The following is a 23,558-nucleotide window of genomic DNA, read 5'->3' as shown; positions in this document are numbered from 1 at the left end:
GCGCCCAGCGACGCGAAGGCGCGGCCGAGCTTCGGGCACACCGGCACCCCTCGCACCGCACTCGAGTGGCGGAGCAACATCACGCTCAAGCCGCCGCCCACGGCTGAGATTGCGAAATTTCCACCCCACCACGTGGTGCTTGCACCCGCATCCATGCATTGTCACGCCATGGATGACGACAACCTGCGCAGATGGTTGTGGACCGACGCGACCGCGAGCGCGTCGGACGATCCGGCAGGGGTCCTCTTGTCCGTGGAGCGGGACCACGTGGACTCGGTCTGGAGGGAGCACAGCCAGACCAATGTTCGCGTCCTGATCCGGAACGAGCAGCGCCCGGTGGACATGGAGGTCTTGCCGCGTCGGGTCGATGCGCCGTCGCGATGCACCGTGCCCGAGCTCCTCGCCCGCCACGAGCGCGTGCTCGTCGTCGGCGGGCGAGGCTCGGGAAAGACGGCGCTCATCGCGCGGCTCGCCGCGCGGGCCGCAGCAGACCACCGTCCGGGCACGCGGACGCTCGTGCCGTTCGTCGTCCCCGTATCGCTCCTCGACGACCCACGCTTGAGCGAACACACCATCGCGAAGCTCTCGCCGATCGGCGGGGTCGTGCTCCTTCGCCGTGCGCTCGAGGAGCGCCGCGCTCTCGTGCTCGTCGACGGGCTCGATGAGGCGAGATCCGGCGCGAGGAGGCTCTCCGAGTCGGTCGAGGCGTTCGCCGAGGCCAATCCGGGAAATCCGATGGTCGTCACGACGCGCCCGCGTCGCACGGGGATCCCGGGCTATACACGCGTGGAGCTGCGCGGATTCGTGACGGCGACCCTCTTGCCGCAGCCCTGCTCCCGCGTGGTCGCGGCGCATCATTTCTTGGCGCGACGGGATCCGGGGCGCCGCACGTCCTTGATCGCCTCCACCATCGACGCGCTGCTCGAGCGCTACGCCGGCGAAGAGCTCCCGCCCGACGCGATCCTGAAGTCGCTCGATCTGCGCGACCGGCGGCTCCTCTTCGGATCCATCGCCTGGCGCATGCACTGCGACCAGCTTGTCGAGCTCCCCGTGGAGCCGCTGGCCGCGCTCCTGCGACAGCAGTTGAACGGCGCTCGCTGGGTCGAGGGGCCGCGCCTCGTCCTCCGCAGGGCGGACGAAGAAGACGAAGAAGACGACATGGATGATGAGGATGAACACGGCGACAGCGACCGCGATCCCCAGGGCGGCCCGCTCGAGCGCGAAGCGGCCGGCGACGCCCGTGAGCTCGGAGAGCTCGCGCAGGACATCGACGGGATGGTCGAGCGCGTCGTCGAAGAGATCCGCCGGCATCAGGGATTGCTGATCGAGCCACGCCCCGGGTTCTTTTCGTTCGCGGACCTCTCCTACCAAGCGTACTTGAACGCGCTCGATCACGTCAGGATCGGCGCGCTCGACTTCCTCATCGAGACGCGAGACAATCCGTGGTTTCATGAGACCATCGTTCACGCAGCGGGCCTACCGGAGGTGGACGCCGCCGCGTTCATTCGGGAGCTCCTCGAAGCGGATCGGGGTGAGCCGCCGGTGGCCACGCTGCTCGCTGCCCGATGCGCCGAGGTCGCCGGCGGGCGCCTCCCGACCCAGCTTCGACGCACGATCGCGCGGCGGCTCTCCGATGTGGTGCCAGCGCGTGATGCGTTCGACGTCGCGCGCCTCGTCGACGACATCGGCGAGGTCGCGGGTCCAGGGCTGATTCAAGCGCTCGGCTCCGCCAGTCCGAGCGAGCGGGCCTATACGGCGATGGCGCTCGGAGCCCTGCGCTATCGGCCCGCCTACGGCGTGCTGGTGCGGATGGCCGCCGACGATTCACCTGTGAACGAGCCGATCGAGTGCTGGCTCTGGGACGACGATCACCTCGTGAAAAATCAAGTCGTCGGCTGCTTCGCGCTCCTCTCGCTCTTCGACGTTGCGCTCGCCGTGCCGTCTGCAAGCACGCTCTTCCAGCAGGCCCTCGAGCGCGTTCCACGCGGCGCGCTCGACTGCGTCTACAAGCTCATCGACTACCGACATGTGGTGAGGAGCACCAGGGCCTCCGAGGACAAGCCAATTCGCGATCTGGAGGCCGTCGATGTGCTCCTCGCCAAGATGCGCAAGGTGCTTGACCGCACGGGCGGGCCCTCGGAATGGCAGCCTCCGTAGTCGCGCCGTGAGAATGGCATTGCGACCGCGACCTCCGCATGCCCATGCCAGACCGGAGATGAGGTTCCGGTCCGCCGACTTCGGTCGCGCAGCCGGCGACCGAAAGGCCGACGACGGTAGGGTTTGAAGCGCCCGCCGAGGAGCTCGAGGCGGTGGTCCGCCGCATCGGCGAGAGCTACTTCGATTCGAGGTACGTTCGGTAGTGGTCCGGTTCGAGGATGGGGATCGCGTCGTTCTTCGTCACGCACGACATCCAGTACGGACCGGCGAGCCTCATGAACGCCTCGAACTGGGCCTCGGGCGTCGTCTCCTCGATGAAGTAGAAGAGCTTGTCGTGCACCATGTTCTCGATCTGGCTCTTCATCTCCTTGGGAAAACCCTTCGGGTCGCCCCAGAGGTCCAGCAGCGGGTCAGCGCCGGGTACTTGTTCTCCGCGACGCACGCGATGCCGAAGAAAAGGAGAAAGCGGTACGCACGCATGTACTCGGCGAAACCAGGCGGACCCTCGATCCTCTCGGTAAGGAAGGCGTGAGCTGCCTTCACGTTCCGAAGCTGGTCGAGCGTGAAGCGCGACGGATCCAGATTGCCCGGCAGAATCGAGAGCCACGCGGGCTTCTTCTTCGCCATCGGGCCAGCGATAGCAGGCGGCGCGGCGGGCTTCCATCCCCAGCGCGGCGGAAAGTTCAGCGGTCCAGCCGCCGGGAGGGCCGCTGAACACGCAGCCGGTCGATCGGACCGAGCCGAGTAGCCGACGCCGAGGAGATCGAGGAGAAGGGGCGGACAGCCTGCCGCTGATCGCCGCCGCGGCAGACGCCGTCGAGAACATGCTCGCCGCCGGATCTCGGCCATCACCTCCTCGTGCAGGATGAACGGCCCCGCCGCGCCGGCCGCGACCGCCTCGCGCTCCTCGCCCGAGATCTGCTCGTCGTAGACCACGGGCGCGAGGCGGAACGCCCGCAAGACCGGGGCCTTCTCGTCGAGATCGGGAGCCATGAGTGCTCGTCCAGGCCAAGGACAAGTGCCGGCGTGGACACTTCTGGGTGCTCGTGGCCGACCGAGACCACGCGCTCTTCCGCTTCACGCCGCGTCACAACCAGGATGGCCCCAAGGAGTTTCTCCGCGGATACAAGGGCTACGTCCAGGCCGACGCATCGAGCGTCTACGAGGAGCTGTTCCGGACCGAACAGGTCACCGAGGTCGGCTGCTGGGCCCATCGCCGCCGGCGCTTCTTTGAAGCGATGTCGTCGGACCGGGAGCGTGCGATGACGGCGCTCGGCTTCATTCACCAGCTCTTCGCCATCGACGAGGCGACCAAGGACCTGGCTCCCGGTCGCCGCACCGAGCAGCGCCGAAGCCATGCCCAGCCCGTGCTCGATGCCTTCCGCGCGTGGCTCGACAGCGAGGAGCTGCTCGTGCTGCCCAGGAGCCCCATCGCTGGCGCCATCGGGTATGCGCGCAACCAGTGGCCCGCGCTCATCCGCTTCCTTGAGGATGGGCGGCTCCGCCTGGACAGAGAGCTCGATCTGCTTGGTGGTGAGGGGGCGCGCTTCGAAGCTCGCGTGACCGGAACATCGTCCGCTTCACCCTCGTACTGCGAGATCGGAACGACCTTGGCCCCGGGCATGCAATGCTTCTTGTGGTTCCACACCAGCATGTGATCGGAAATGCCGAATTTCCGAGCAGTACGCCGGAGGGAGAGCTCGTTCGTTCGGAGGATCCTCTCGATCTCCGCACGAGCCTCATGTCTACAAACCGCACAAGCCATCGTACGTCTGGAAGTATGACGCACGAAATCGAGCAACAAGCAATTACGGCTTTCCCACATCAAGATTTCACGCTGAAGAGACGAGAAGAATGGCGTCGAACAGCCTGGCAGGCTCGTCCTTGACGTGGCCAGGGGCCGGGCTCCACGGGCTCCTCGGGGGAAGCACATGAGACGGCTGCTGTGCGTGCTGGGTCTTCTCGGAGCCACAGGTCTGGCGACGATGGTGGGATGTGGAGCATCGCCAGAGGTGGACGAACCTGAAGCGGCCAGCGGCGAGGTCGAACTGCCTGACTCCCTGGACGAGTGCAACTGGGCATGTCGGAACGGACAGCAGGCGATGGAGCAGTTTTGCGCCCAGCTACCACCGGACCCTCGCTTGAGGGCGGGTTGCTGGGCGGCGGCGTAAGGGTAGCTTGGTCGCGTGCCTCGGCTGGTGTTACTGGCACTACGGCACGTGAAGAGGACGTCCGCTTGACACCCTGCGGGAAGGGGCCGCAAGGTGCGTCCTATGCAGGACGACACCCCGCTCGAACCCATCGCAGAACGCCGCCTCTCGGTCGTGGGCGAGCCCGGTCGGGTGGTGACCGTGACCATCGGCAAGCCGGTGCAGAAGGCGTCCGGCGACTGGGCGTGCCCGGTCGATATTCAGGGACTTGGGAAAGCGGTGCGAGATTCCGCCTACGGTGTGGACGCCGTGCAAGCTCTACAGCTCGCCTTCGAGACGGCTCGTCAGTCCCTCAAGAACTCTGGGCTTCCGGTCACCTGGTGCGACGGAGAGCCCGGAGAGACGGGATTCCCCGTCGCCGTGCCGTACATCTTTGGACGCACCTTCGAGGACAGGATGGAGCGGCTGATCGAGGATGAGATCGAGAAGGCCGTGGAGGCGAAGAAGAAGGGGGCGCCCGGCTGAAGCCAGGAAGTGATGCTCGGCGCCTGGACCTCGATCGGTAAGGGACGCTATCGGCCTCAGCCGGGGGGCGAGCCTCGGCGAGCCCTGTGGGTCTGGCTCTGGTCGATCGCCTGGCACGAGGCGAGCCACTACCGGGGCAGGGCGTTCCGACGCCGGGAGGTCTGGATGGCCGACCCGTGGACGGCCGGCCCCGAGCCGATCGTCAAGCACGACCCGGTAGACCGGATCGACGCCCAAGAGGGGATCCTCACCATCCGCCGGCTGCCGCTTCATCTGCGTACGGTCCTTCGCTTAGGGGGCATCGGCCTCGGGGCGACCGAGCTCGCCAGCCTCCTCGGTGTCCCGGTCCCGACCGCGGCATCTCGGCTTCGACGAGGGCGGCAGCTCCTCGGCCAGATGCTGGCAAGGGGAAGGCGATGAACAAGGGGCGGCTACCCCGATACCGTGCACCCACGCAGCAACCTGTATCTCTCCTGGTGCGCCTTGATCCTGAGGGTGATCTGCTCCCAGGGAAGGGGCTGAGCTTCACCTGAGAGGGTTCGTCGCAGCTCATGATGCAGGTCGAATATGACGATCTGCTGGAGCGCATCTCCCGGCGCGACCGGGAATAGCTGATTGCGCATTCCCGTGGTCGCATAGACGCCGGTTTCTGGAGTGATCTTCATCCATGCCAAGGCGTGACAGTTGTCCTTGTCGTCGGCTCCAATGATGAATGATGGGGCGCTTTGGATGCACTTCCCCGCGCTCCCTGAGCGCTTGGATCTCCATTTGCACTTCAATTGTCAACCACAAGGGGAACCGCCGCTTGTGGTCGGACCAGGACACGAAGAGGAAAGGGTCGAAGGGTTCATCCCACGGGACGGCTCCCTTCTCCTGGGCGTCGAAGAACGCATGGGCAGCGAACCACACATCTACGTACCAACTCAGCAGGTCCATGCCGCGGTACTTCTTGTTCAGGTACCTGGAGTTGATGCGGAGGATCGGGAACCGGAACCGCTCGCAGAGTGCGTTCTTCTTCTCGTCGCGGCGCCTCTGCACCTCGGAACGATGGGATGCCCCGTCGAACTCGACCGCGAAGAGCGGAATGCTCTTCGCGTCTGCGACCACGAAGTCGAAGTGCGCCTGGAGGGCGTACCGGAAGAGCTCGGAGGGCAGGCCGCTACCCTCAATGGGCAGGACCTCTTTCAGTCCGACCTTGGGGCACACGCGGGCGCCGAACCCGCTGCACGTCTCCTGGAGCCTGGCGTCGGTAACCTTCTCGTAATCGTCGACCAGGATGGGCTTGAACGTCGGGGACTTCGACGAGTCCTTGGGCGAGGGCTCGGACATCCTGGCGAGCCTAAAACGCGCTCGGCCGGGCAGCCTGGACACTGGTTGCGTGTACAGTATACTTTTGTATGGACCTGGACGATTTGATTCGTAAGTTGAATCACATGACTACTCCACAGGGCCAGGCGGAGCTCGTGGAGAAGGACTACGCGCACATCCGGTGCCCCGAGCATGGCGGCTCGACGATGGCCGAGCCGGACCCCGCGGAGCAGGGGAGTTTCTTCTACTCGTACTGCTGCGAGAAGCTCCAGGAGCTCGTCCACGCCGAGAGGGCTAGCTCGGGCTAGCCGTGGCCCCCGATCACGTTGCCTCACGTTGCCACGCCGGGTGGGTCGTAGCGTCCCGTCGCGTCCCGTCCGGTAGCCGATGGGGGCTAACCCTGCGGAATGACGTAGATTTACCTAGCACCCCCGGCAAGAATTGAACTTGCGACCTTCGGTTTAGGAAACCGCTGCTCTATCCACTGAGCTACGGGGGCAGGGGCGACAGCCGCTACGGGCGCCGGACCCTGGCACACCTCGCCTCACGCATCAAGCCAGATCCCCAGCCACGCCCTCGTCCAGCCCGCTCTTCCGCCGCGCCTCACCGGCCCGCGCTCCTCCGCTGGCCGCCATCCCGCGCGCTTTCGCCTTCCGCCGCGCGCCTCGATCACTTCCACACCTCGCCCCAGAGCGCTGCCCCGATCGCCAGCGCGCCCGCGCCCCGCATCAGCCCTGCCCGCAGCGCCGCCACGGCGCGCTCGCGGTTCCCCCGCACCACCCGGGCGATCTGCTGCGCCCCCCGGTAGGCGTGGGTCGGCCTCACCACCTCGACGTGCACCTCGTCCCCGAGGCCGAGATCGATCCTCTCCCCCGTCCCCTTCCCCCCGACTCGCGCAGCGCTGCTCGCTGCGCCGTCGTCTCCCGCCGCCATCACCCCCGTCGCCCCCGCCTCGATCTCCTCTGCGATCCGCTCCGCGACCTCGTCCCCCGCCCCGCTCCGCTCCCGCGGCAGCTTCAGCACCCTCGCGATATCCATCGCGTCCAGCGCGCACAGCCCCGCCACCACGGCGAACCCCATCGCCGCCACGAGGCGCTCCAGGTCGGGCGCCGCCGCCCCCGCCAGCCCCGACCCCAGCTGCAGCGCCACCGCGATCACCGCCGCCGTGGCCGCCCACACCGCCCGCCGATCCGAGAGCGCCACGATCGAGCCGGCGCGCGCCCGCCCGACGCGGTTCGCCGCGCTCAGCACCACCGCGAGCGCCGGAATGAACGGCAGCGCGAACACCGCGCCGAACGCCGCGCCGATGATCATCCCTGCCGGCCCCGCCACGAGCCCGATGGTCATCCCGTTCACGACGCCGGCCACCACGATGGCCCACAGCGCCAGCACGCCCGCCACGAACGGCCCCCGCCGGGTCCACTTCCCCGGCGCGTCGACCCACGGCAGGCCGTCCGCCGGCGCATCGCCCGCGCCGAACGCCATCGAGCCATCGCCCCAGACGCCTCCGATCCGCGGCGTCAGGTAGTGACCCAGCAGCGCCGCGACGATCGGGGTCACACCCGCGAGCAGGAAGCGGGGCACGAGCTCGTCCATCTCGAGAACGTCGGCGGTGAGCCAGCCGCCCACGAGCCCGATCGCCCCGCAGGGGAGCACGAGCGACACGGGCGCATCAGGCGACATGGAATCGGACGTTGAACGCGGCATCTTGAAACCCTCCGGCTCGTTCGTTCCCCTTCGACGCGCAGGCCCTCGAGCAGCTTCCAGGTCCCTGGCGCGCCGCCCGACCTTCCATCATCTCACCACGGCGCTCCACGCGCACTGCACACGGTCCGCGCCATCAGCCCGGCCCCGCCTGCGGGTGCGGGTAGTGGCTGAGCGCCACCAGGTTCCCGTCGGGATCGCGCGCGTACATCGTGTAGGCGCTCTCCCGCTCGACGCCCACGCCGCCCGCGGCCAGCCGGCGGCGCCACGCCTCCCGCTCGGACGGCGCGATCCCGAGGGCGACGCAGTGCCAGCCTGGCGCCTCGTCCGCGCGCATCGGCCCGGCGGCGCCCGCCCGCTCCATGGCCAGAAAGGCGCCGCCCCCGAGATCGAGCCACACCGACCGAGGCGCTCCGGCCTCGTCCGTCCAGCGCCGCACCACCGGCAATCCGAGGACGCCCGCGTAGAACGCCTCGGCCCGCACCAGGTCGCGCACGACCACGGCCAGATGATGGACCGACAGCGACGCTACCGTCCCGCTCATACAGCGCCCTCATTTCAGCGCCTTTCACGCGGCGACGCACCTGAAAAGCCACGCGGGCGCCGCGCAGCCGACGCCTCGCCGACGCCGGGCGCTCGATCGGCCGGCGCTCGACGCGCTCGACGCGTTCGACCTGTCTTGCCCCGGCAGGGCGCCTCGTCTATGGTCCCGCTCGCGGACGCGCTCTGCCCGGGGAGTCGCACAGTCCGGTAGTGCACGAGCTTTGGGTGCTCGTTGTCGCGGGTTCAAATCCCGCCTCCCCGACCCTCTCCGACGATCCTCGCCCCTCGCGAGCCGGGCGGCCCCGGTGGCCCCGGCGCTGCGGCTCAGCTGGATCGCCGCTCGCGTCGCCATCGCTTCCGCCATCGCACCCGCCGCGCGCATCGAACTTGGCCTCCTCGGGTCCGCTGCGCATAGTCCCGCCGATGTCGACGCCCGTAAGACTCCTGCTCGGCGCATGTCTCTCCCTGTCCGTCGTCGCAGGGTGCGGCGGGCCGCAGACGGCCGCCCCGGCAGCGGCTCCGGCGCCGCGCGCGCAGAGCGCGGCGCCGCCCAAGCAGGCGGTGCCCGCCGGGCAGCTCGCCCGCGCCGACGTCGACCGGGTGCTGCTGCAGGGGCCGCCCTGGATCCTGCGGCGCGTGCCGGTCGAGGAGGTCGTCCGGGCGGGCGCGTTCATCGGCTGGAAGATCCTCGCGCTGCCCGCGGACTGGAGCAACATCGAGCTCAAGACCGGCGATGTCGTCACCCAGGTCAACGGCACGACCCTGGAGCGCCCGGACGACCTGTTCGCGGCCTATCGCGCCCTGGCCAGCGCCAGCGAGCTCAAGATCACGTACGAGCGCGAGGGCGCCGCGCGCGAGCTCGTCGTACCCATCGTCGGGGCCCCGTCCAAGGAGACCGTCGAGACCTTCGCGAGCGACAGCCCCCCGCGCCGCGCGACGACCGCCCGGCCGCGGGGAACGACGGTGATCGAGGAAGACGACGGCGGCGCGCCGCTCGACGGCAGCGCGCCGTGAAGCGCGTACCGGCGCCGCGCGCGCATCGCACGGCGCCGCGCCTCACATGTCGAAGGCCAGCCCCAGGACCCACGTCGAGGTGCCGACGTGCATCTGCGGGCGCGAGCCCAGCCCGTCGAGGTTCGCGAACATCCACTCGCCGAACAGGTACGTGTGGTTGATGCCCGTCGTCTCATCGAGCTGGGAGGCCGAGCGGCGGTCCAGCCAGTTGAGCGCGAGCATCCCGCCGAACGCGAGGTGCGTGCCCCACGTGATGCCCTCGCCCCGGACGCCATCGGGCACCGGCGTGACAGGGCCCGACGTCGAGGTCCATAACCCCATCCCCAGGCCCACCTTCGCGTAAGGCACGATCGGGACGCCCGTCTTGCGCATCAGCTCGTCGGCGCGGAGGACGGCCGACAGGTGCATCGGCATGATGGTGAGCGAGGTCTCCTCTGCCTCGGCCCTGTCGTCGCTGCCCGCCACGAAGGCCTTCGCCGACGCCGACGTGTACCCCCAGCCGAACCCTGGGCCGATCGCGCCGACGTACGGGATCCGGAGCGGCAGCCAGTCGACCTCGACCCCGAAATAGAAATTCTGGCCGTCGCCGAAGGTCTTCCCGTAGGGGCCCGCGCCGGAGAACTCCTCGTCGACCTGGGGAGAGTACGGGGCGAAGCGGAGCTCGAACGCGAAGCTCTGAGGAGACGCATAGCGCTCCTCTCGCTGGATCCTCGAGCGATCGTGCTGCCGCCAGTCGCCCATCCCGTAGCTCGTTTGCGCGCCGGCGACGGAGGCGGCGAGGAGCGCCGCGCTGCCGGCGAGGCAGGCGGCCGCCTGATGACGGAGATGACAGCTCATTCGCTCTCCTGCGTGAAGGAACACGCGTGCGCGCGCGCGTGGCGTCGACGACGACGGCTCCTGCGCAACAACCCGAGCGCCGCGCCGGCCGCGACGGCGGCGAGCGGCGCTGCGGCCCACCGGCCCGCCCCCACCGGCCCTTCGATGCTGCAAAAGCCCCCACCGGCTTGCCCGCCGGCGTCCCGGTACTGCTCGAAGAACCCGTCGACGTCGGTCGCGGTCGCACAGGAGATCGCCGACAGCGGCCCGGCATTGCCCACCTGGTCATAGGCCGCGACGCCGACGGCATACGATCTACCGTTGACGATGTTCTCCGTGGCCTCGCCACGGCTGGCCCTCCCCACGCTGCCGCACTGGTACTTGGCGTCCGGGATCTCCCCCGAAACCAGGAGCGACGACTGACAACCGGCGCTGCCGCCCCCCGTCGCGCCGCCTCCGGCTCCCCCTGCGCCGTCGCCGCCTCCGGCTGCTCCGCCTCCGGTGCTTGATCCCCCTGCGCCGTCGCCGCCTCCGGCCGCTCCGCCTCCGGCGCTGGATCCCCCCGCGCCATCGCCGCCTCCGGCTGCCCCTGCCCCGGTCGAAGCTGCAGCGGACTGCCCCCCATCATCGCAGTAGAGGTAATAGCCCTGCACGTCCTCGTCCTCGTTCTGCTTATAGTCGACGAGGAGACGACCATCCCCGGGGTGCGCCGCCACGCCGGTCGGCGGCTTCGGGCCCTGGAGGTCCATCTTGCTGGTATCCCACTTGGCGTGATCCGGGTTGTCCTGGTCCGAGGAGACGAGCCGCAGGAAGTAGATGTTCAGCGGGACCGCGCCGGTGCTGGCCCTCGTGCTGTCGCAGCCCTCCGCGCCGAGGGCCTCCGCGATCGCCTTCGCCGACACCTTGACGACCATCGTGTCATCCAGGTTCGACTCGGCCGACACCTGCTTGCACCGCGTGCCGGTGTCGCGGTTCGAATACGCAAGGCAGTCCAGCGACTCGCTGACCCAGACGGCGAGCGTATCGCTGGTCGAGAAGCCGCTCAGCGTGAGCGTGAACTCGAGATCGTTGTTCGTCAGGCAGTCCTCGCGGCTGATCCAGAGCGGGTACTGCGCGTCTGGCCGCTGCAGCTCGGTGCGCTTCACGTCGGTGCTGATGGTCACCGTCGCGCCGGCCTGTCGCGCGCCTCCAGCGAGCGCCGCCGCCGCGAGGGCCACCGCGCACAGCCGGGGGAGATGCCGCCGCCCTCGCGGCCGGAGCCGGACGGGATACCTTGTCGTGTCCATGGGCGCGTCCTTTCAGCACAGCTCGTACCACGCCGCAAATGCCTCGCACAGCCCTTCGAACGGCGCGGAAATCGTTCGTGCGCCCGCGTGCGCCCGCGCCGGATACCGCGTCGAACGCGCCCTCAGAGGCCCCCGCGGTCCCGTCGGAGGCGTCCTTGGAGGCGTCCTCGACGCCCCACCTCGGAGGCGCGCCGCATGACGAGCTGGCCATGGTCGCCGTCCGTTCCTGACAAGTTGGCATCGGCGCCGCGGAGCAGGGCGAGCGGACCGCCGCGCAGCGCCATGGGCCGACGGACGAGCTGCGTGGCCCGAAACACGCGCTCTTCGAGAGAGCTCGGCTAGCTTGAGGCAGGTGGATTCGACCGACGCCGCTCCCCCGCAGCCGGGCTCGAAGGCAGGGCCGAGCGCGAAGGAGCGCGCCGCGGCGCCGGAGACCGTGCGCGCTGGGCAGCCCAGCGCGCGCCCGGAAGGCGCGCCCGCGTCCGGGGTCACCCCGTCGGTGCGCCCGACCTCGAGCCGGCCCAGCCGGCTGCAGCCGAGCGGCGCCGCGCCTGACGCCCACACCGCCGTCCTCGGCGTCCCCCTCACCCGCGTCGAGCTGCACCGGACCGCGCTGCTCTTCTGCCTGCTCTTCCTCGCCGCCCTCCTCTTCGTCGTCGGCCGCTCCGCGCGGGACGCGCTCTTCCTCACCAGGTTCCCCGTCACCTGGATCGCGCCGATGTGGATCGTGTACGGCGTCGCCTCCGCCGTCGCCGCGCTCGCCTACGACCGCGTAGCCCGCCACCTGCCGCGCGCCCAGCTGTGCGTCGCCTTCGCCCTCTTCGGCGCCGCCACGTTCGCGCTGCTGCGCGTCCTCATCGGCCAGGAGGTGCGCGCCGCGACCCTGGTCTTCTACATCTGGTCCGAGATCATCGCGAACTTCACCGCCGTCCTCGTCTGGGCCGTCGCCCAGGACCTGCACGACCCGCGCAGCGCCAAGCGCCTCTTCGGCCTGATCGGCAGCGGGCGCGTCGTCGGGACCGTCGCCTGCGGCTTCGCGACGGGCGCCGTCGTCCGGTGGATCGGCACCGAGAACCTCCTGTTCGTGCTCATCGCGGCGCTCCTCGCCATGGCCGCGCTCACGACCGCGCTCGCGCGGCGCTACCCGCTCGGGCGCCCCCCGTCCGGCGACGAAGAGCTCCTCCAGGCCCGCCTTCCGCGCATGGACGTGTGGCGATCGCGCTACGCCCTCACCGTCGCGCTGCTGACCTGCCTCCTCTTCACGGTCCTCACGATCGGCGACTACCAGTTCAAGGCGATCGCCCTCACGGCCTACCCCCACGTCGACGACCTCACCCGGTTCATGGGGTTCCTCTACGGCGCCGTCGGCGTGGTCGGCCTCCTCGTGCAGCTCGTCGCGACCCCCCGGGTCCTCCGGCGCCACGGCGTGCTCGGCGGGCTGCTCGCCATGCCGGCCGCGTTCACCGCGAGCACCGTCGCGCTGCTCGCGGCGCCGTCGCTCGCCTGGGGCGCGATCCTCAAGCTGAGCGACAACGCGCTGCAGCTCACGATCTACGACGCGACGATGCAGCTCTTGTTCTTCCCGTTCCAGCCGGCGCTGCGGGAGCGGGTGCGGACGCTCGTCTCCACGATCGCCAAGCCCCTCGGCTACGGGCTCGGCGCGCTGATCCTGCTCGCCGTGGCGCCCACCGCCGCGACGGGCGCCGCGCTCGTCGAGGAGGCCGCGTGGATCGGCGTCTACTCCCTCCCGCTCTGCGTCGCGTCCATCGCCCTCCTCCCGCTCGTGCGGCGCGGTTACTTCGACGCCATGCGCCGGACCTTGATGCGCCGCCAGCTCGAGCCGGACAGCGTCGCGTACGGCCCCCAGACGCGCGCGATCCTCAAGGAGGCGCTCTACAGCCGCGCCATGATGCAGGTGCTCTTCGCGGTCGAACAGCTCCAGCAGCTCGACCCGACCCTCGTGCGCGAGGCCGTGCCCGCGCTCGCGCGCCACGGCTCGGCCAGGGTGCGCGCGCTCGCGGTGCGCCTCGCGGCCGAGCTCGAGCACGAGGAGGGGGCGAGCATCGCGCGCGCGGCGATCCACGACCGGAACACCGACGTCCGCGTCGCCGCCGTCGCCGCGCTCGCCGCGCTGCTACGGGAGGACGCCCACGACGAGCTGCTCGCGCTCGCGCGGGAGGGCGCCGCGCCCCGCGCCGCGGCGGACGCGACCGGCGGCGAGGCGCTCCGGGCCGCCGCGATCGCCGCGCTCCTGCGCTACTGCGGCCTCGACGGCATGCTCGAGGGCGCGCCGCGGCTGCGCGCGCTGCTCGACAGCCCGTCGCCCCGCGATCGCGTCGCCGCCGCCAGGATCCTCGGCCTCGTCGGCCACGCGTCGCTCCAGCGCGCCCTCGCGCGGCTCATCGGCGATCCCGACCCCGCGGTGCGGCGCGCGGCCGTGCGCTCCTCGTCGAGCGTCGCCGACCCGCGCCTGCTCCCCCTGCTCGCGGACGCGCTCGCCGAGCGCGCCCTCGCGCCGGCCGCGGCCCGGGCCATCGAGGCGCTCGGCGACGACGCCATCCCGGAGCTCGCGGCGCGCCTCGGCGACGACAGCACCCCGCGGGCCGTGCGGCTCGCGATCCCGCGGGTGCTCGCGCGGCTCTGCAGCCACGAGGCGCTCGACGTGCTTCTCGCCCGGATCGACCACCCGAACGAGGCCCTCCGCCAGAAGGTGCTCGCGTCGGCGTCGCGCCTGCGCCTCGCGCTGCGCGCGCCGCCGGCGCCTCTCCGCGTGATCCGCGCCTGCATCGACGACGAGACGGTGGAGCACGTCCGCACGCGCGAGGCGTACATCGCGGTGCGCCCCCGCGTCGTCGGCGCGCTGCTCGATCAGCACCTGCTCCGCCGGCTGCGGAAGGGGCTCATCCGCGTGCTCCGGCTGTGCGAGCTCGCCTACCCGCGCGAGGTCGTCGCCCTCGTGCGCACCCACGTCTTCGGCCCGGATCCCGCGCTGCGGGCCAACGCGTTCGAGGTGCTGGAGTCGCTCCTCGACCGCCCGCTGCGCGAGCGCCTCGTCTCCCTCGTCGAGCGGCTGCTCGAGCTGTCCGCGGCGTTCCCCCGGAGGCCCCTGCCGCCGGAGACCGGGGTCATCTCCTGGATCCGCCACGAGATCGTGCGCGGCGACCCCTACAGCGCCGCGCTCGCGCTCGATGCCGTCGCCCGGAGCTCCATCTCCGGCGCCGCCGGGGACGCGCTCGCCGCGACCTACGATCCGGACCCGCTGGTCCGCGAGGCGGCCGCCATCGCGGTCGCCGTCACGTCGCCGCCGGGCGCCCGCGAACGGCTGGACGCGCTGCGGGCCGATGAGGATCCCGCGGTGGCCCGTTACGCACGATACTGGGCGGTCACCGGCGGCACCGGCATCGACCCCGAGGACGAGATGTACACGACGATCGAGAAGGTCCTGTTCCTCCAGCGTGTTCCGCTCTTCTCCCGCGTGGCCGGCGACGATCTGGTGGCGCTGGCGCGCGGCTCGCTCGTGGTATCGCTGGCCCGGGGCGACGTGATCTTCCGCCAGGGCGAGCCTGGCGGCGCGCTCTACTCGATCATCTCGGGCGAGGTGAGCCTCACGCTGGACGGCCGCGAGATCGCGCGCCTCGGCGCGAACGACGTGTTCGGCGAGATGTCGCTCTTCGACAGCGAGCCGAGGGCCTCGACCGCGGTGGTGACCGAGGACGCGGAGCTGCTCCGGGTCTCCGCCGAGGATTTCCACGAGGCGGTGCGGGAGACGGCCGAGATCGCGGACGCCGTGATCCGGGTGCTGAACCGGCGCCTGCGCGAGGCCGACCGCAAGCTGGCCGACGCGCACGCGCGGCTGTCGCTCCTTCCGAGGCCGCCGGCGCTGCCCGGGAGAGCGCCGCCTCCGGGGGACGAGACGCCGGCGCTCGACGACAGCGACCTGGACTGAGGAGCGCCGCGCGCCACCTCGATCGAGCGAGCGCTGCCGGTGCACGCCGCGTGGAGCGCCGGCGCGGGCGATGCGGAGCGTAATTTGCAGTGCAGCTGCAATATTCGAGCACCCAGGGACGTCCAAGGGCGGCCGAAGAGGTCTCGGGACCCCGAGCCGAGGCCAGCCTGATCTCTCCCTGGCACCTCTCTCCAGAAGGACCCGCATGGCATTGCTGCATTTCCCGCTGTTCGCTTCCCTTTCGCGCCCTTCGGCCGCGGCGCCGCGCCTCCTCGGGGCGCGGCTCCGCCGGCTCGGGGGCGCGCTGCCGCTGGCCGCCGCGCTCATGGCCGCGCCCGCATGCGCCGCCGCCGAGGGGTATCCGCAGGGCGCGAGCTACGCCCCGTACGGCGCTGACGAGACCTTTCCTTCACAGCCCGCCGCGACCTGGCCGGTCCAGGTCGAGGTCCGCGTGAGCGCGCAGACGCAGCTGGAGGCGGACGAGTACGACGACACCGATCCGAGCGCCCTGATCGAGTTCTACCGGCCGCTCGCCCCCTACGGCACCTGGGTCGACGACCCGAGCTACGGCAGGGTCTGGGTGCCTTCCTGGTCCGAGGTTGGCCTCAATTTCGCGCCCTACCAGACCGACGGGCACTGGGCGCTGACCGACGACGGCGAGTGGCTCTGGGTCAGCGACTACGCGTGGGGTCACATCCCCTTCCACTATGGCCGCTGGATCCGGACGACCGGCCACGGCTGGGCGTGGATCCCGGGGCGCGCGTACGCCCCGGCGTGGGTCGTCTGGCGCGTCGGCGGTGACGGCTACGTCGGCTGGAGCGCGATGCCGCCCACCTACGCCTGGCGCAACGGCGTCGCGGTCTCGCTGAGGACCGTTCCCCCTGAGGCGTATGTCTTCTGCCCGACGACGCACGTATTCCACGATCACGTCGACATGCATGTCGTCCGCGATCGCGATGAGATCCGGCGCGTCACCAGGCGCTCGCGCACCTACAGGCCGGCGCTGCCGACCGCGGGCACGCCCGAGCGCAGCTGGGCCCGCCCGGATGGGGCGGAGCGATCGAGCTCGTACGACGGGATGCGTTCTGGCGGCTATCGCCCGGCGTCGCCCTCGCTCGTCGAGATCGGCATTCCGTCTTCGGACGCGCCGAGGTTCCGCGGCAGGCCGGACCCGCGCGCTCTTGCCTATTCGCGCAAAGCGGCGACGCCGAGCGCGCACGTCGCGCCGGCGCCGGTGCCGCGTCTCTCGGCGCCCCCTGCTCCCTCGGGCAGCGACCGGCCCCAGGCGCGCACGCTGCACGCCCCGAGGACACCCGCGTTTCCGGCCCCGACCCCGGAGCCGCGCGTAGGCGCCACGCCGCACGTCATCGCCCCGCCGCGCGCCGCCGCGCCGCGGGTCGGTGCCACGCCGCGCGTCGGCGCCCCGCCGCACGTCGGCGCCACGCCGACCACGTCACACGCGGTCCCGCACCATGCGCCGTCGGTCTCGGCGCCGCGACCGATGCGACCGGCGACACCGGCGCCGCACGCGAGCGCGACGGTCGCGAAGCCGCCTGCGATCCCGAGCGCGCCGTCGTCCCCGGCGCGCCCCAGGATTCGCATCCCGTCAAGCCCGGCTGCGGAGGAGGCGGCGCCGGCGCCTGCATCCGGTCGCCCGCAGTCGAGGTGACGCGTGGTCCACGTATTGCGACGTCCGCGCGCAGGAGAAGAACCGATGACTGCTCCCGCCGACTTCATGAAGCGTCGTTCCGTGGGGATATGGTCGTTCCTGCTCGTCGCTGCGCCCCTCGGCTTGGGCGGCTGCGTTCTCGCCGACGACGAGGATGCCCGCCGCGATGAACCCCAGGTGCACAACGGCGACGAGGACGAGGGGGACAGCCGCGTCCCTCCGCCACGTGCACGTGCGGGCGACCCCCGGCTCGTCGCCATCGATACGGGCGCGGTCCTGAGCAGCCCGCCGGGCGAGGGCATCGGCATCTTCCTCGAGTACGCGCCCGGCGGGACGTGGAAGCTCTGGACGACCTGCGACACCAACACCTCCAAGGTCATCTGCAGCTTCGATCTCTATGTCTCGGTGGACACGTCGTCCCAGCTGTTCGACATCGTGGGGATCGAGCTCGAGACGAAGGACTCGACGCGCCTCGTGAGCGATGGCGTCGCGCATCTCCACGCCGAGACCGGCTCGGACATCGACGCGATGGAGTTCACCACGACCCAGGGCGCCATCATCCGGCTGGAGGCCTACGTCGACGGGGTCCTGCAGCCTCGCTTCGTCTACTGGTTCGGCAACGGCGTCCTGCACCAGGGCGCGCCCACCAACCCGCTCGACTTCAAGCCGACCGCGCCCTGAGGGCGCGATCCCGCCGCTCCTCCCGCTGCCCGCGCTGCGGGAGGAGCCCCCGGCGAGGGCGCACGCCGCTGCCTCAACCTCGGTCGGACGCCGACACCTCAACCTCGGTCGGGCGCCGACACCTCAACCTCGGTCGGGCGCCGATACCTCAACCTCGGTCGGGCGCCGATACCTCAACCTCGGTCGGACGCCGCGGCGAATGGCACGCAAGCGCGGCGCTCCGGATGGTGGCCTGCAATGTGCAATGTCGGGCGCGCAGGGACGTCTGAAGAGATCTGAGGGCGCCCGAGGCCAGCCCGACCTCTCCCTGGCACCCCCCTCCAGAAGGACCCATCATGCTGCCGATGCCTTTCCCGCTGTCCGCTTCCCCCTTGCGCCCTGCACCCGCGGCGCCGGGCATCCCCGGGGCCCGGCTCCGCCGGCTCGGCGGCGCCCTGCCGCTGCTCGCCGCGCTCATCGCCGCGCCCACGAGCGCCGCCGCCCAGCCCGCCGAGCCCCCGTCGGTCCAGGTCGACGTCCGCGTGAACGCCGAGTTCGAGGCGGACGAGTACGAAGACACCGACCCGAGCGCCCTGGTCGAGTTCCAGCAGCCGCTCGCCGCGTACGGCACCTGGATCGACACCCCGGGCTACGGCACGGTCTGGGTGCCCTCCGCGGTCGTGGTCGGCCCGGATTTCGCGCCCTACCAGACCGCGGGCCACTGGGCGCTGACCGACGACGGCGAGTGGCTCTGGGTCAGCGACTACGCGTGGGGCCACATCCCCTTCCACTATGGCCGCTGGGTCTGGATCTCCTCCCACGGCTGGGCCTGGATCCCGGGGCGCACGTACGCCCCGGCGTGGGTCGTCTGGCGCGTCGGTGACGCCGGCTACGTCGGCTGGGCCCCGATGCCGCCCACCTACTATTGGAGCAGCGGCGTCGCGGTCTCGCTGTGGACCGTTCCCCCTGCGGCGTACGTCTTCTGCCCGACGACGCACGTGTTCCACCGCCACGTCCACACGCACGTCGTCCGCGATCGCGCGGTCGTCCGGCGCATCGCCGCGCACTCGCACACCTACAGGCCGGCGCGGCCGACCGCGGGCAGGCCCGGGCGCGCCGACGTCCGCCCGGGCGGCGATGGGGGCGCGGGCCGCTCGAGCCCGCCCCACGGCATCCGTCCTGGCGGCTACCGCCCGGCGTCGCCGTCGCTCGCGGAGGCCGGCGTTCCCTCCTCGGCCGCCCCGAGGCACCGCGACAGGCCGGATCCTCGCGCCCTCGCTTACGCGCGCAGGAGCACGACGCCGAACGCACGCCTCGCGCCCCCGTCGGCGCGCCGTCCGGCGTCGCCAGCAGGCGACGACCGTCGCGCGGCGCCGGCGCTGCGCACGCCGCTGCACCCGCGGGGGACGCCCGTCGGCGACGCTCCGGCCCCGATCGCCAGGCCCGGCCTCCCCGCGCGGGGCGTCTCCGACGCGGGTGCGCTGCCCCGCACCGGCGCGAGCCCATCGCACCGGCCCTCGCGGCCGACGGTCACGCCGCCGTCGCCCGTACCCGCCCCGGAGCCGCCGGCCGCCTCGGCGCCGCGCGCCGTCGGCACGCCGGCCGCCACGCGTGCCCTCCCGCACCGATCGCCGTCGGCCACGGCGCCGCGGCCGCTGCCGCAGGCGACGCCGGCGCCGCAGCCGATCGCGAAGCCGCGCGCGCTCCCGAGCGCTCCGTCGTCCCCGCCGCGCCCCAGGATCCACCTTCCGTCAGGCCCGGCTCCGGGGAAGACGGCGCCGACGTCCGGTCGCCCGCGGTCGAGGTAGCGCTTGGTCCACGTCTTGCGACGTCCACGAGCAGGAGCAGATCCGATGACTCTTTTCGCTGACTTTGTGAAGCGTCGTTCACTGGGGCTGTGGTCGTTCCTTCTCGTCGCTGCGCCCCTCGCCTCGGCCGGCTGCATCATCGTCGACGAGGACGGCGACCACGATGGCCATCACGTCCACGACGACTGGGACGACGGCGACGACGACACCGTTCCCCCGCCGCCCGCGGACGACGTGCGGCTCGTCGCCATCGACACGGACGCCACCCTGAGCACCGAGCCGGGCGAGGGCGTCGGCATCTTCGTCGAGTACACGGAGGGCGGGACGTGGACGCTCTGGACGACCTGCGACACCAACACCTCCAAGGTCGTCTGCAGCTTCGATCTCTATGCCTCGGTCGACACGGCGTCCGAGCTCATCGACCTCGCGGGGATCGAGATCGAAAAGACGGACGCGACGCGCCTCGTCGACATCGGCGTCGCGTATTTCCACGCCGAGACCGGCTCGGACATCGACGCGATGACGTTTGCCACCACCCCGGGCGCCATCGTCCGGCTGGAGGCCTACCTCGACGGGGCGGAGGAGCCCCGCTTCGTCTACTGGTTCGGCGACGGCGTCCTGCACGAGGGCGCGCCCAGCAGCCCGATCGACTTCGAGCCGACCGCGCCCTGAGGGCGCGATCCTGCCGCCCGCTCCCCCCGCTGCCCGCGCGGCGGGAGGAGCGCCCGGCCAGGGCGCGCGCCGCTCAGGGCTCTTTCTTCGGCTGGATCGGCTGCCCCTCGACGTCCCACGCCTCCGGCTCGCCGAGGCCGATCCCCTGGAGCTGCGGCAGGATCTCCTGCCGCGGTCCCACGACCACGACGGTCGCCGTCTTCGGATCCACGGCCCTCGCGAGCTCCGCGAGGCTCGCCAGCGTCGCGCTCTGCCGCGCCTTGCTCGCGTCGCCGTCGAACGTCTCCGGCAGCTTCAGCCGCGCCAGCGTCCCGAGGCGCTGGGCGGTGCGGTTCACGGTCTCGTAGGCGGAGACGAGCTCCGCGCGGTCCTGCGCCTGCACCTTCGCCAGCTCGTCCCGGGTCAGCCCGGAGTCGGCCATCTTGGCGAGCTCGGCGAGCATCTCCTTCAGGGCGGGTCCGGTCGCCTCGGTGACGACGGAGGCCCGCGCCACGAACGCGCCCGGCAGCCTCGTCTCGGTGAACGCCGAGCCGGCGCCGTAGGACCAGCCGTGATCCTCGCGCAGGTTCTGGTTCAGGCGCGACGTGAACGAGCCGCCGAGCGCGGAGTTGATCAGCTGGAGCAGCGGCCGCCGAGGATCGCTCGCCGCGACCCCCTCCCGCACGGCCGCGATCACCGACTGCGGCGCCCCCGGGCGGTCGACGATCACCAGCCGCGGCGGCTTCCACGCCGGCGCGGCGGCCGCCGCGCCCTGCGCTGCGGGCGTGCCCTTCGTGGCCGGCGCGGCGCTCGCCGTGGCGCCCTTCGCCGACCACGTCCCGAGATCGCGCGAGAGCGCCTGCTGCAGCTCGTCCCGGGTGATGTCGCCGACCACGGTGATCACCGCGCGGTCCGGGCGCCACGCCGCCTTGTAGAACGCCTTCACGGCCGGGAGCCCGATCGACTTGGCGTCCGCGACCAGGCCGTCGACGGGGTGCCCGTACGGCGTGCCCGGCCCGTAGAGCGCGGCCATCGAGACCAGCCCTGAGACCCGCGTCGCGTCGTCACCGCGCTTCCTGAGGTCGTTCTGCCAGAGCTCGCTGACGCGCTTCCACTCCTTCGCCTCGAACCGCGGGCGCGCGACCACGTCGGCGAGCAGCGAGAACGCCTTGTCGAAGTTCTTCTTCAGCACGGAGAGCGTCGCGACGCTGCCGTCGGCGCGCGCCCCGACCGAGAGCGTCGCGCCGAGGTCGTTGATCGCGCTGGACAGCTCCACCGCGCTCCGCGTCCCCGCGCCCTCGTCGAGCATGTCCGCGGTGATGTGCGCGAGCCCCGCCGCGCCCTTCGGATCGTCCGCCGATCCCGACGCGACGCCGATGGACACGGACACGATCGGCAGCGTGTGGCGCTCGAGCAGCCACACCTTCGCGCCGTTCGGCCTGTCGAGCACCACCGGCGCCGGCGGCGTGAACGGCTGCGGCTTCGGCAGCTCCGGCTTGGGCCCGAGCGGGTCCGCGGGCTTCGCGGCCGCCGGCGGGGCGCTCGGCCGCGGCGCCTCCGCCCGGGCAGCGGACTGCGCCGGCGTCCTCGGCTCGCAGCCGACGGCCGCGGCGACCAGCGCGATCATCGCGCCTGCGTGTCTCGCGCTCATTTCGTCACCGCCTTCTTCGCCTCTTCGCTGCCCTTCGGCACGACCCGCAGGATCATCCGGGCGTTGGGATCCAGGGTGCTCTTCGCGTACGCCTGCAGCGACTCCGCGGTCGCGTCGCGGTAGCGCTTCAGATCCTGCTCCACGAACCCGGGTTGGCCCTTCGACGTCTCGTAGCGGTTGAGCATCGAGGCCCGGCCGGCGACCGACTCGAGCGCCATCACGAAGGCGGTCTCGTACTGGTTCTTGGCCCGATCGAGCTCCTCGCGGCTCAGCTTCGCGTCCCGCACCTTGGCGAGCTCGGCGTCGATGGCGGCCTCGACCTTCTCGAGCGGCACACCTGGCCGCGCGATCGCCTCGACGGTGAACGTCGAGCCGAGATCGCCGGAGCGCTGCACGGCGCTCACCTCCTGGGCGAGCTGCTTGTCGTAGACGAGGGCCTTGTAGAGGCGGCTCGCCTTCCCCTGCTCGAGCGCCGTGGCGAGGAGGTCGAGCTCGGCGTCGCCCGGCGCGAAGTGCGCGGGGCTGTGCCAGGCCATGATCACCTTGGGGAGGTTCACGTTGTCCTCGATCGTCTTGCGCACGACGCCGCTCAGCTTCACGGGCGAGGGCGTGGTCGCCGCGGGGACGGGCCGCTCCGGGATGCCGCCGAAGAGCCGCTCGATGAGATCGCGCGTCTTCTGCGGATCGAAGTCGCCGGCCACGACGAGGGAGACGTTGTTCGGCACGTACCACCGCCGGAAGAACGTCGTGACGTCGTCGACGGTCGCGGCCTGGAGGTCCTCGTGCGAGCCGATCACGGGGTGGTGGTAGGGGTGTCCCTCCGGGTACATCAGCGAGGGCATGAGGAGGTCGACCTTGCCGTAGGGCTCGTTCTCGCTCGTCTGGCGCCGCTCGTTCCGCACGACGTCGCGCTGCGCGTTGAGCTTCGGGAGGTCCATGCTGTCCGCGAGCGACGAGAACCGATCGGCCTCGAGCCAGAGCAGGAGCGGCAGCGCGTGGGCCGGCGCCACCTCGTGGTAGGCGGTGCGGTCCTCGCTGGTCCACGCGTTGTTCCAGCCGCCCTCGGCCTCCATCCAGGCGTCGAACTGCTTCGTTGGGACGCGGCGCGTGCCCATGAACATGAGGTGCTCGAACAGGTGCGCGAAGCCGGTGCGCCCCGGCTCCTCGAACCGCGATCCGACCTTGACCATGAGGTTCAGGGCGACCATCGGCAGCGCGCGGTCCTCGTGGAGGATCACGGTGAGGCCGTTCTTGAGGGTGTACTTGGTGAACGGGATGTCGAGCTTCGGCGGCTGGGAGGCCGCGGACTGAGGCGCCGTGGGCGCGGACGCCGGGGCCGCGGCCAGCGCGGGCGCCGGGGCCGCGGCTGGCGCAGCCTTCGGAGCCGCGGCTGGCGCGGACTTCGGCGGCGAGGTCGTGGCCTCGGGCGGCGCTGCTGGTGCGGGCTTCGGCCCGGACAGAGAGAGGGCCGCGGCCACGGCGACCAGGATCGGCCCGGTGGAGCGCGGGAGCGGCGGGTGACGCGCGCGGGTCTGCATGAGCCCGAGGGTTGCGCCGGTCGCGGGCGGGGCGCAAGCGGGCGGGAGCATGGATTGCGGAGACGCGCCCCGCCAACGGGTGCGGTTGTCAAGTTGTCACGAAGGAGGGACGCACCGCAGATGCGGAAAGAC

General features: G+C 71.4%; 19 protein-coding genes and 2 tRNA genes. 11 read left to right on the top strand and 10 right to left on the bottom strand.

Annotated elements, in window-relative coordinates; translation table 11 throughout:
• The first annotated feature begins 168 nt into the window (after positions 1–168).
• Positions 169–2,157: an NACHT domain-containing protein gene (locus WME73_RS11675; RefSeq protein ID WP_437915728.1), complete on the top strand. Its 1,989-nt coding sequence runs from the start codon at positions 169–171 to the stop codon at positions 2,155–2,157.
• A gap of 175 nt (positions 2,158–2,332) precedes the next feature.
• Here WME73_RS11675 and WME73_RS11670 read toward each other — a convergent pair whose 3' ends face one another.
• Both WME73_RS11670 and WME73_RS11665 read right to left on the bottom strand, forming a co-directional pair.
• Positions 2,333–2,521: a hypothetical protein gene (locus WME73_RS11670; protein WP_437915727.1), complete on the bottom strand. Its 189-nt coding sequence runs from the start codon at positions 2,519–2,521 to the stop codon at positions 2,333–2,335.
• Positions 2,518–2,784, bottom strand: a complete 267-nt coding sequence (locus tag WME73_RS11665; RefSeq protein WP_437915726.1) for a hypothetical protein — start codon at positions 2,782–2,784, stop codon at positions 2,518–2,520. The genes WME73_RS11670 and WME73_RS11665 overlap by 4 nt, the downstream gene beginning before the upstream one ends.
• 368 nt (positions 2,785–3,152) lie before the next feature.
• Here WME73_RS11665 and WME73_RS11660 point away from each other — a divergent pair, with 368 nt between their 5' ends.
• Both WME73_RS11660 and WME73_RS11655 read left to right on the top strand, forming a co-directional pair.
• Positions 3,153–3,815 (top strand): IS66 family transposase, encoded by a 663-nt coding sequence (locus WME73_RS11660; RefSeq protein WP_437915725.1) that lies wholly within the window; start codon positions 3,153–3,155, stop codon positions 3,813–3,815.
• Positions 3,816–4,430: 615 nt separating this feature from the next.
• Positions 4,431–4,832 carry a DUF6968 family protein gene (locus WME73_RS11655; RefSeq protein ID WP_437915724.1) on the top strand — a complete coding sequence of 134 codons (402 nt, stop codon included), beginning with the start codon at positions 4,431–4,433 and terminating at the stop codon, positions 4,830–4,832.
• Between the two features lie 549 nt (positions 4,833–5,381).
• On the opposite strand, the gene WME73_RS11650 is transcribed toward WME73_RS11655, so the two are convergent.
• Entirely contained in the window at positions 5,382–6,161 is a 780-nt protein-coding gene (locus WME73_RS11650) for a DUF2726 domain-containing protein (RefSeq protein ID WP_437915723.1), read from the bottom strand.
• A 104-nt stretch (positions 6,162–6,265) separates the two neighbouring features.
• On the opposite strand from WME73_RS11650, the gene WME73_RS11645 reads away from it, so the two are divergent.
• On the top strand, positions 6,266–6,448 hold the full coding sequence (locus WME73_RS11645) for a hypothetical protein (RefSeq protein WP_437745534.1): 183 nt from the start codon (positions 6,266–6,268) through the stop codon (positions 6,446–6,448).
• Positions 6,449–6,566: 118 nt separating this feature from the next.
• On the opposite strand, the gene WME73_RS11640 is transcribed toward WME73_RS11645, so the two are convergent.
• From WME73_RS11640 to WME73_RS11630, 3 genes are all read right to left on the bottom strand, one after another.
• Positions 6,567–6,639, bottom strand: a tRNA-Arg gene (locus WME73_RS11640).
• A 170-nt stretch (positions 6,640–6,809) separates the two neighbouring features.
• Positions 6,810–7,823 (bottom strand): hypothetical protein, encoded by a 1,014-nt coding sequence (locus WME73_RS11635; RefSeq protein WP_437915722.1) that lies wholly within the window; start codon positions 7,821–7,823, stop codon positions 6,810–6,812.
• 157 nt (positions 7,824–7,980) lie between these two features.
• Complete coding sequence (locus tag WME73_RS11630; protein ID WP_437915721.1) at positions 7,981–8,388, bottom strand: VOC family protein; 408 nt, start codon at positions 8,386–8,388, stop codon at positions 7,981–7,983.
• 187 nt (positions 8,389–8,575) lie between these two features.
• Here WME73_RS11630 and WME73_RS11625 point away from each other — a divergent pair.
• Both WME73_RS11625 and WME73_RS11620 read left to right on the top strand, forming a co-directional pair.
• Positions 8,576–8,649: transfer RNA gene (locus tag WME73_RS11625), tRNA-Pro, on the top strand.
• 161 nt (positions 8,650–8,810) lie between these two features.
• Positions 8,811–9,401, top strand: coding sequence for a serine protease (locus tag WME73_RS11620; RefSeq protein ID WP_437915720.1), 591 nt, complete (start codon positions 8,811–8,813; stop codon positions 9,399–9,401).
• A gap of 42 nt (positions 9,402–9,443) precedes the next feature.
• Here WME73_RS11620 and WME73_RS11615 read toward each other — a convergent pair whose 3' ends face one another.
• Together WME73_RS11615 and WME73_RS11610 are read right to left on the bottom strand one after the other, a co-directional pair.
• A complete protein-coding gene (locus tag WME73_RS11615) occupies positions 9,444–10,238 on the bottom strand; it encodes an MXAN_2562 family outer membrane beta-barrel protein (RefSeq protein WP_437745530.1) in 795 nt (264 codons plus the stop codon).
• A complete protein-coding gene (locus WME73_RS11610) occupies positions 10,235–11,503 on the bottom strand; it encodes a hypothetical protein (protein ID WP_437915719.1) in 1,269 nt (422 codons plus the stop codon). The genes WME73_RS11615 and WME73_RS11610 overlap by 4 nt, the downstream gene beginning before the upstream one ends.
• 352 nt (positions 11,504–11,855) lie before the next feature.
• Between WME73_RS11610 and WME73_RS11605 the strand changes: the two genes are divergently transcribed.
• The 5 genes from WME73_RS11605 (at position 11,856) to WME73_RS11585 (ending at position 20,258) form a co-directional block, all read left to right on the top strand.
• The gene (locus tag WME73_RS11605) at positions 11,856–15,449 is read left to right on the top strand and encodes a HEAT repeat domain-containing protein (protein WP_437915718.1); all 3,594 of its coding nucleotides are present in this window, start codon (positions 11,856–11,858) and stop codon (positions 15,447–15,449) included.
• Positions 15,450–15,654: 205 nt separating this feature from the next.
• Complete coding sequence (locus WME73_RS11600; RefSeq protein ID WP_437915717.1) at positions 15,655–17,118, top strand: DUF6600 domain-containing protein; 1,464 nt, start codon at positions 15,655–15,657, stop codon at positions 17,116–17,118.
• Between the two features lie 45 nt (positions 17,119–17,163).
• Positions 17,164–17,799, top strand: a complete 636-nt coding sequence (locus WME73_RS11595) for a hypothetical protein (protein ID WP_437745526.1) — start codon at positions 17,164–17,166, stop codon at positions 17,797–17,799.
• A gap of 335 nt (positions 17,800–18,134) precedes the next feature.
• The gene (locus WME73_RS11590; protein WP_437915716.1) at positions 18,135–19,586 is read left to right on the top strand and encodes a DUF6600 domain-containing protein; all 1,452 of its coding nucleotides are present in this window, start codon (positions 18,135–18,137) and stop codon (positions 19,584–19,586) included.
• A gap of 66 nt (positions 19,587–19,652) precedes the next feature.
• Positions 19,653–20,258 carry a hypothetical protein gene (locus tag WME73_RS11585; RefSeq protein WP_437915715.1) on the top strand — a complete coding sequence of 202 codons (606 nt, stop codon included), beginning with the start codon at positions 19,653–19,655 and terminating at the stop codon, positions 20,256–20,258.
• Positions 20,259–20,331: 73 nt separating this feature from the next.
• Here WME73_RS11585 and WME73_RS11580 read toward each other — a convergent pair whose 3' ends face one another.
• Together WME73_RS11580 and WME73_RS11575 are read right to left on the bottom strand one after the other, a co-directional pair.
• A complete protein-coding gene (locus tag WME73_RS11580) occupies positions 20,332–21,888 on the bottom strand; it encodes a M16 family metallopeptidase (protein WP_437915714.1) in 1,557 nt (518 codons plus the stop codon).
• On the bottom strand, positions 21,885–23,426 hold the full coding sequence (locus WME73_RS11575; protein WP_437915713.1) for a M16 family metallopeptidase: 1,542 nt from the start codon (positions 23,424–23,426) through the stop codon (positions 21,885–21,887). Before WME73_RS11575 ends, WME73_RS11580 begins: the two co-directional genes overlap by 4 nt.
• Positions 23,427–23,558 lie beyond the last annotated feature (132 nt).

The organism is Sorangium sp. So ce302, assembly GCF_051530145.1.
In the GTDB taxonomy this organism is placed as follows: domain Bacteria; phylum Myxococcota_A; class Polyangia; order Polyangiales; family Polyangiaceae; genus Sorangium; species Sorangium cellulosum_B.
Note: the sequence above shows the minus strand (reverse complement) of the source record. Positions and strands in the feature narration are given on the sequence as shown.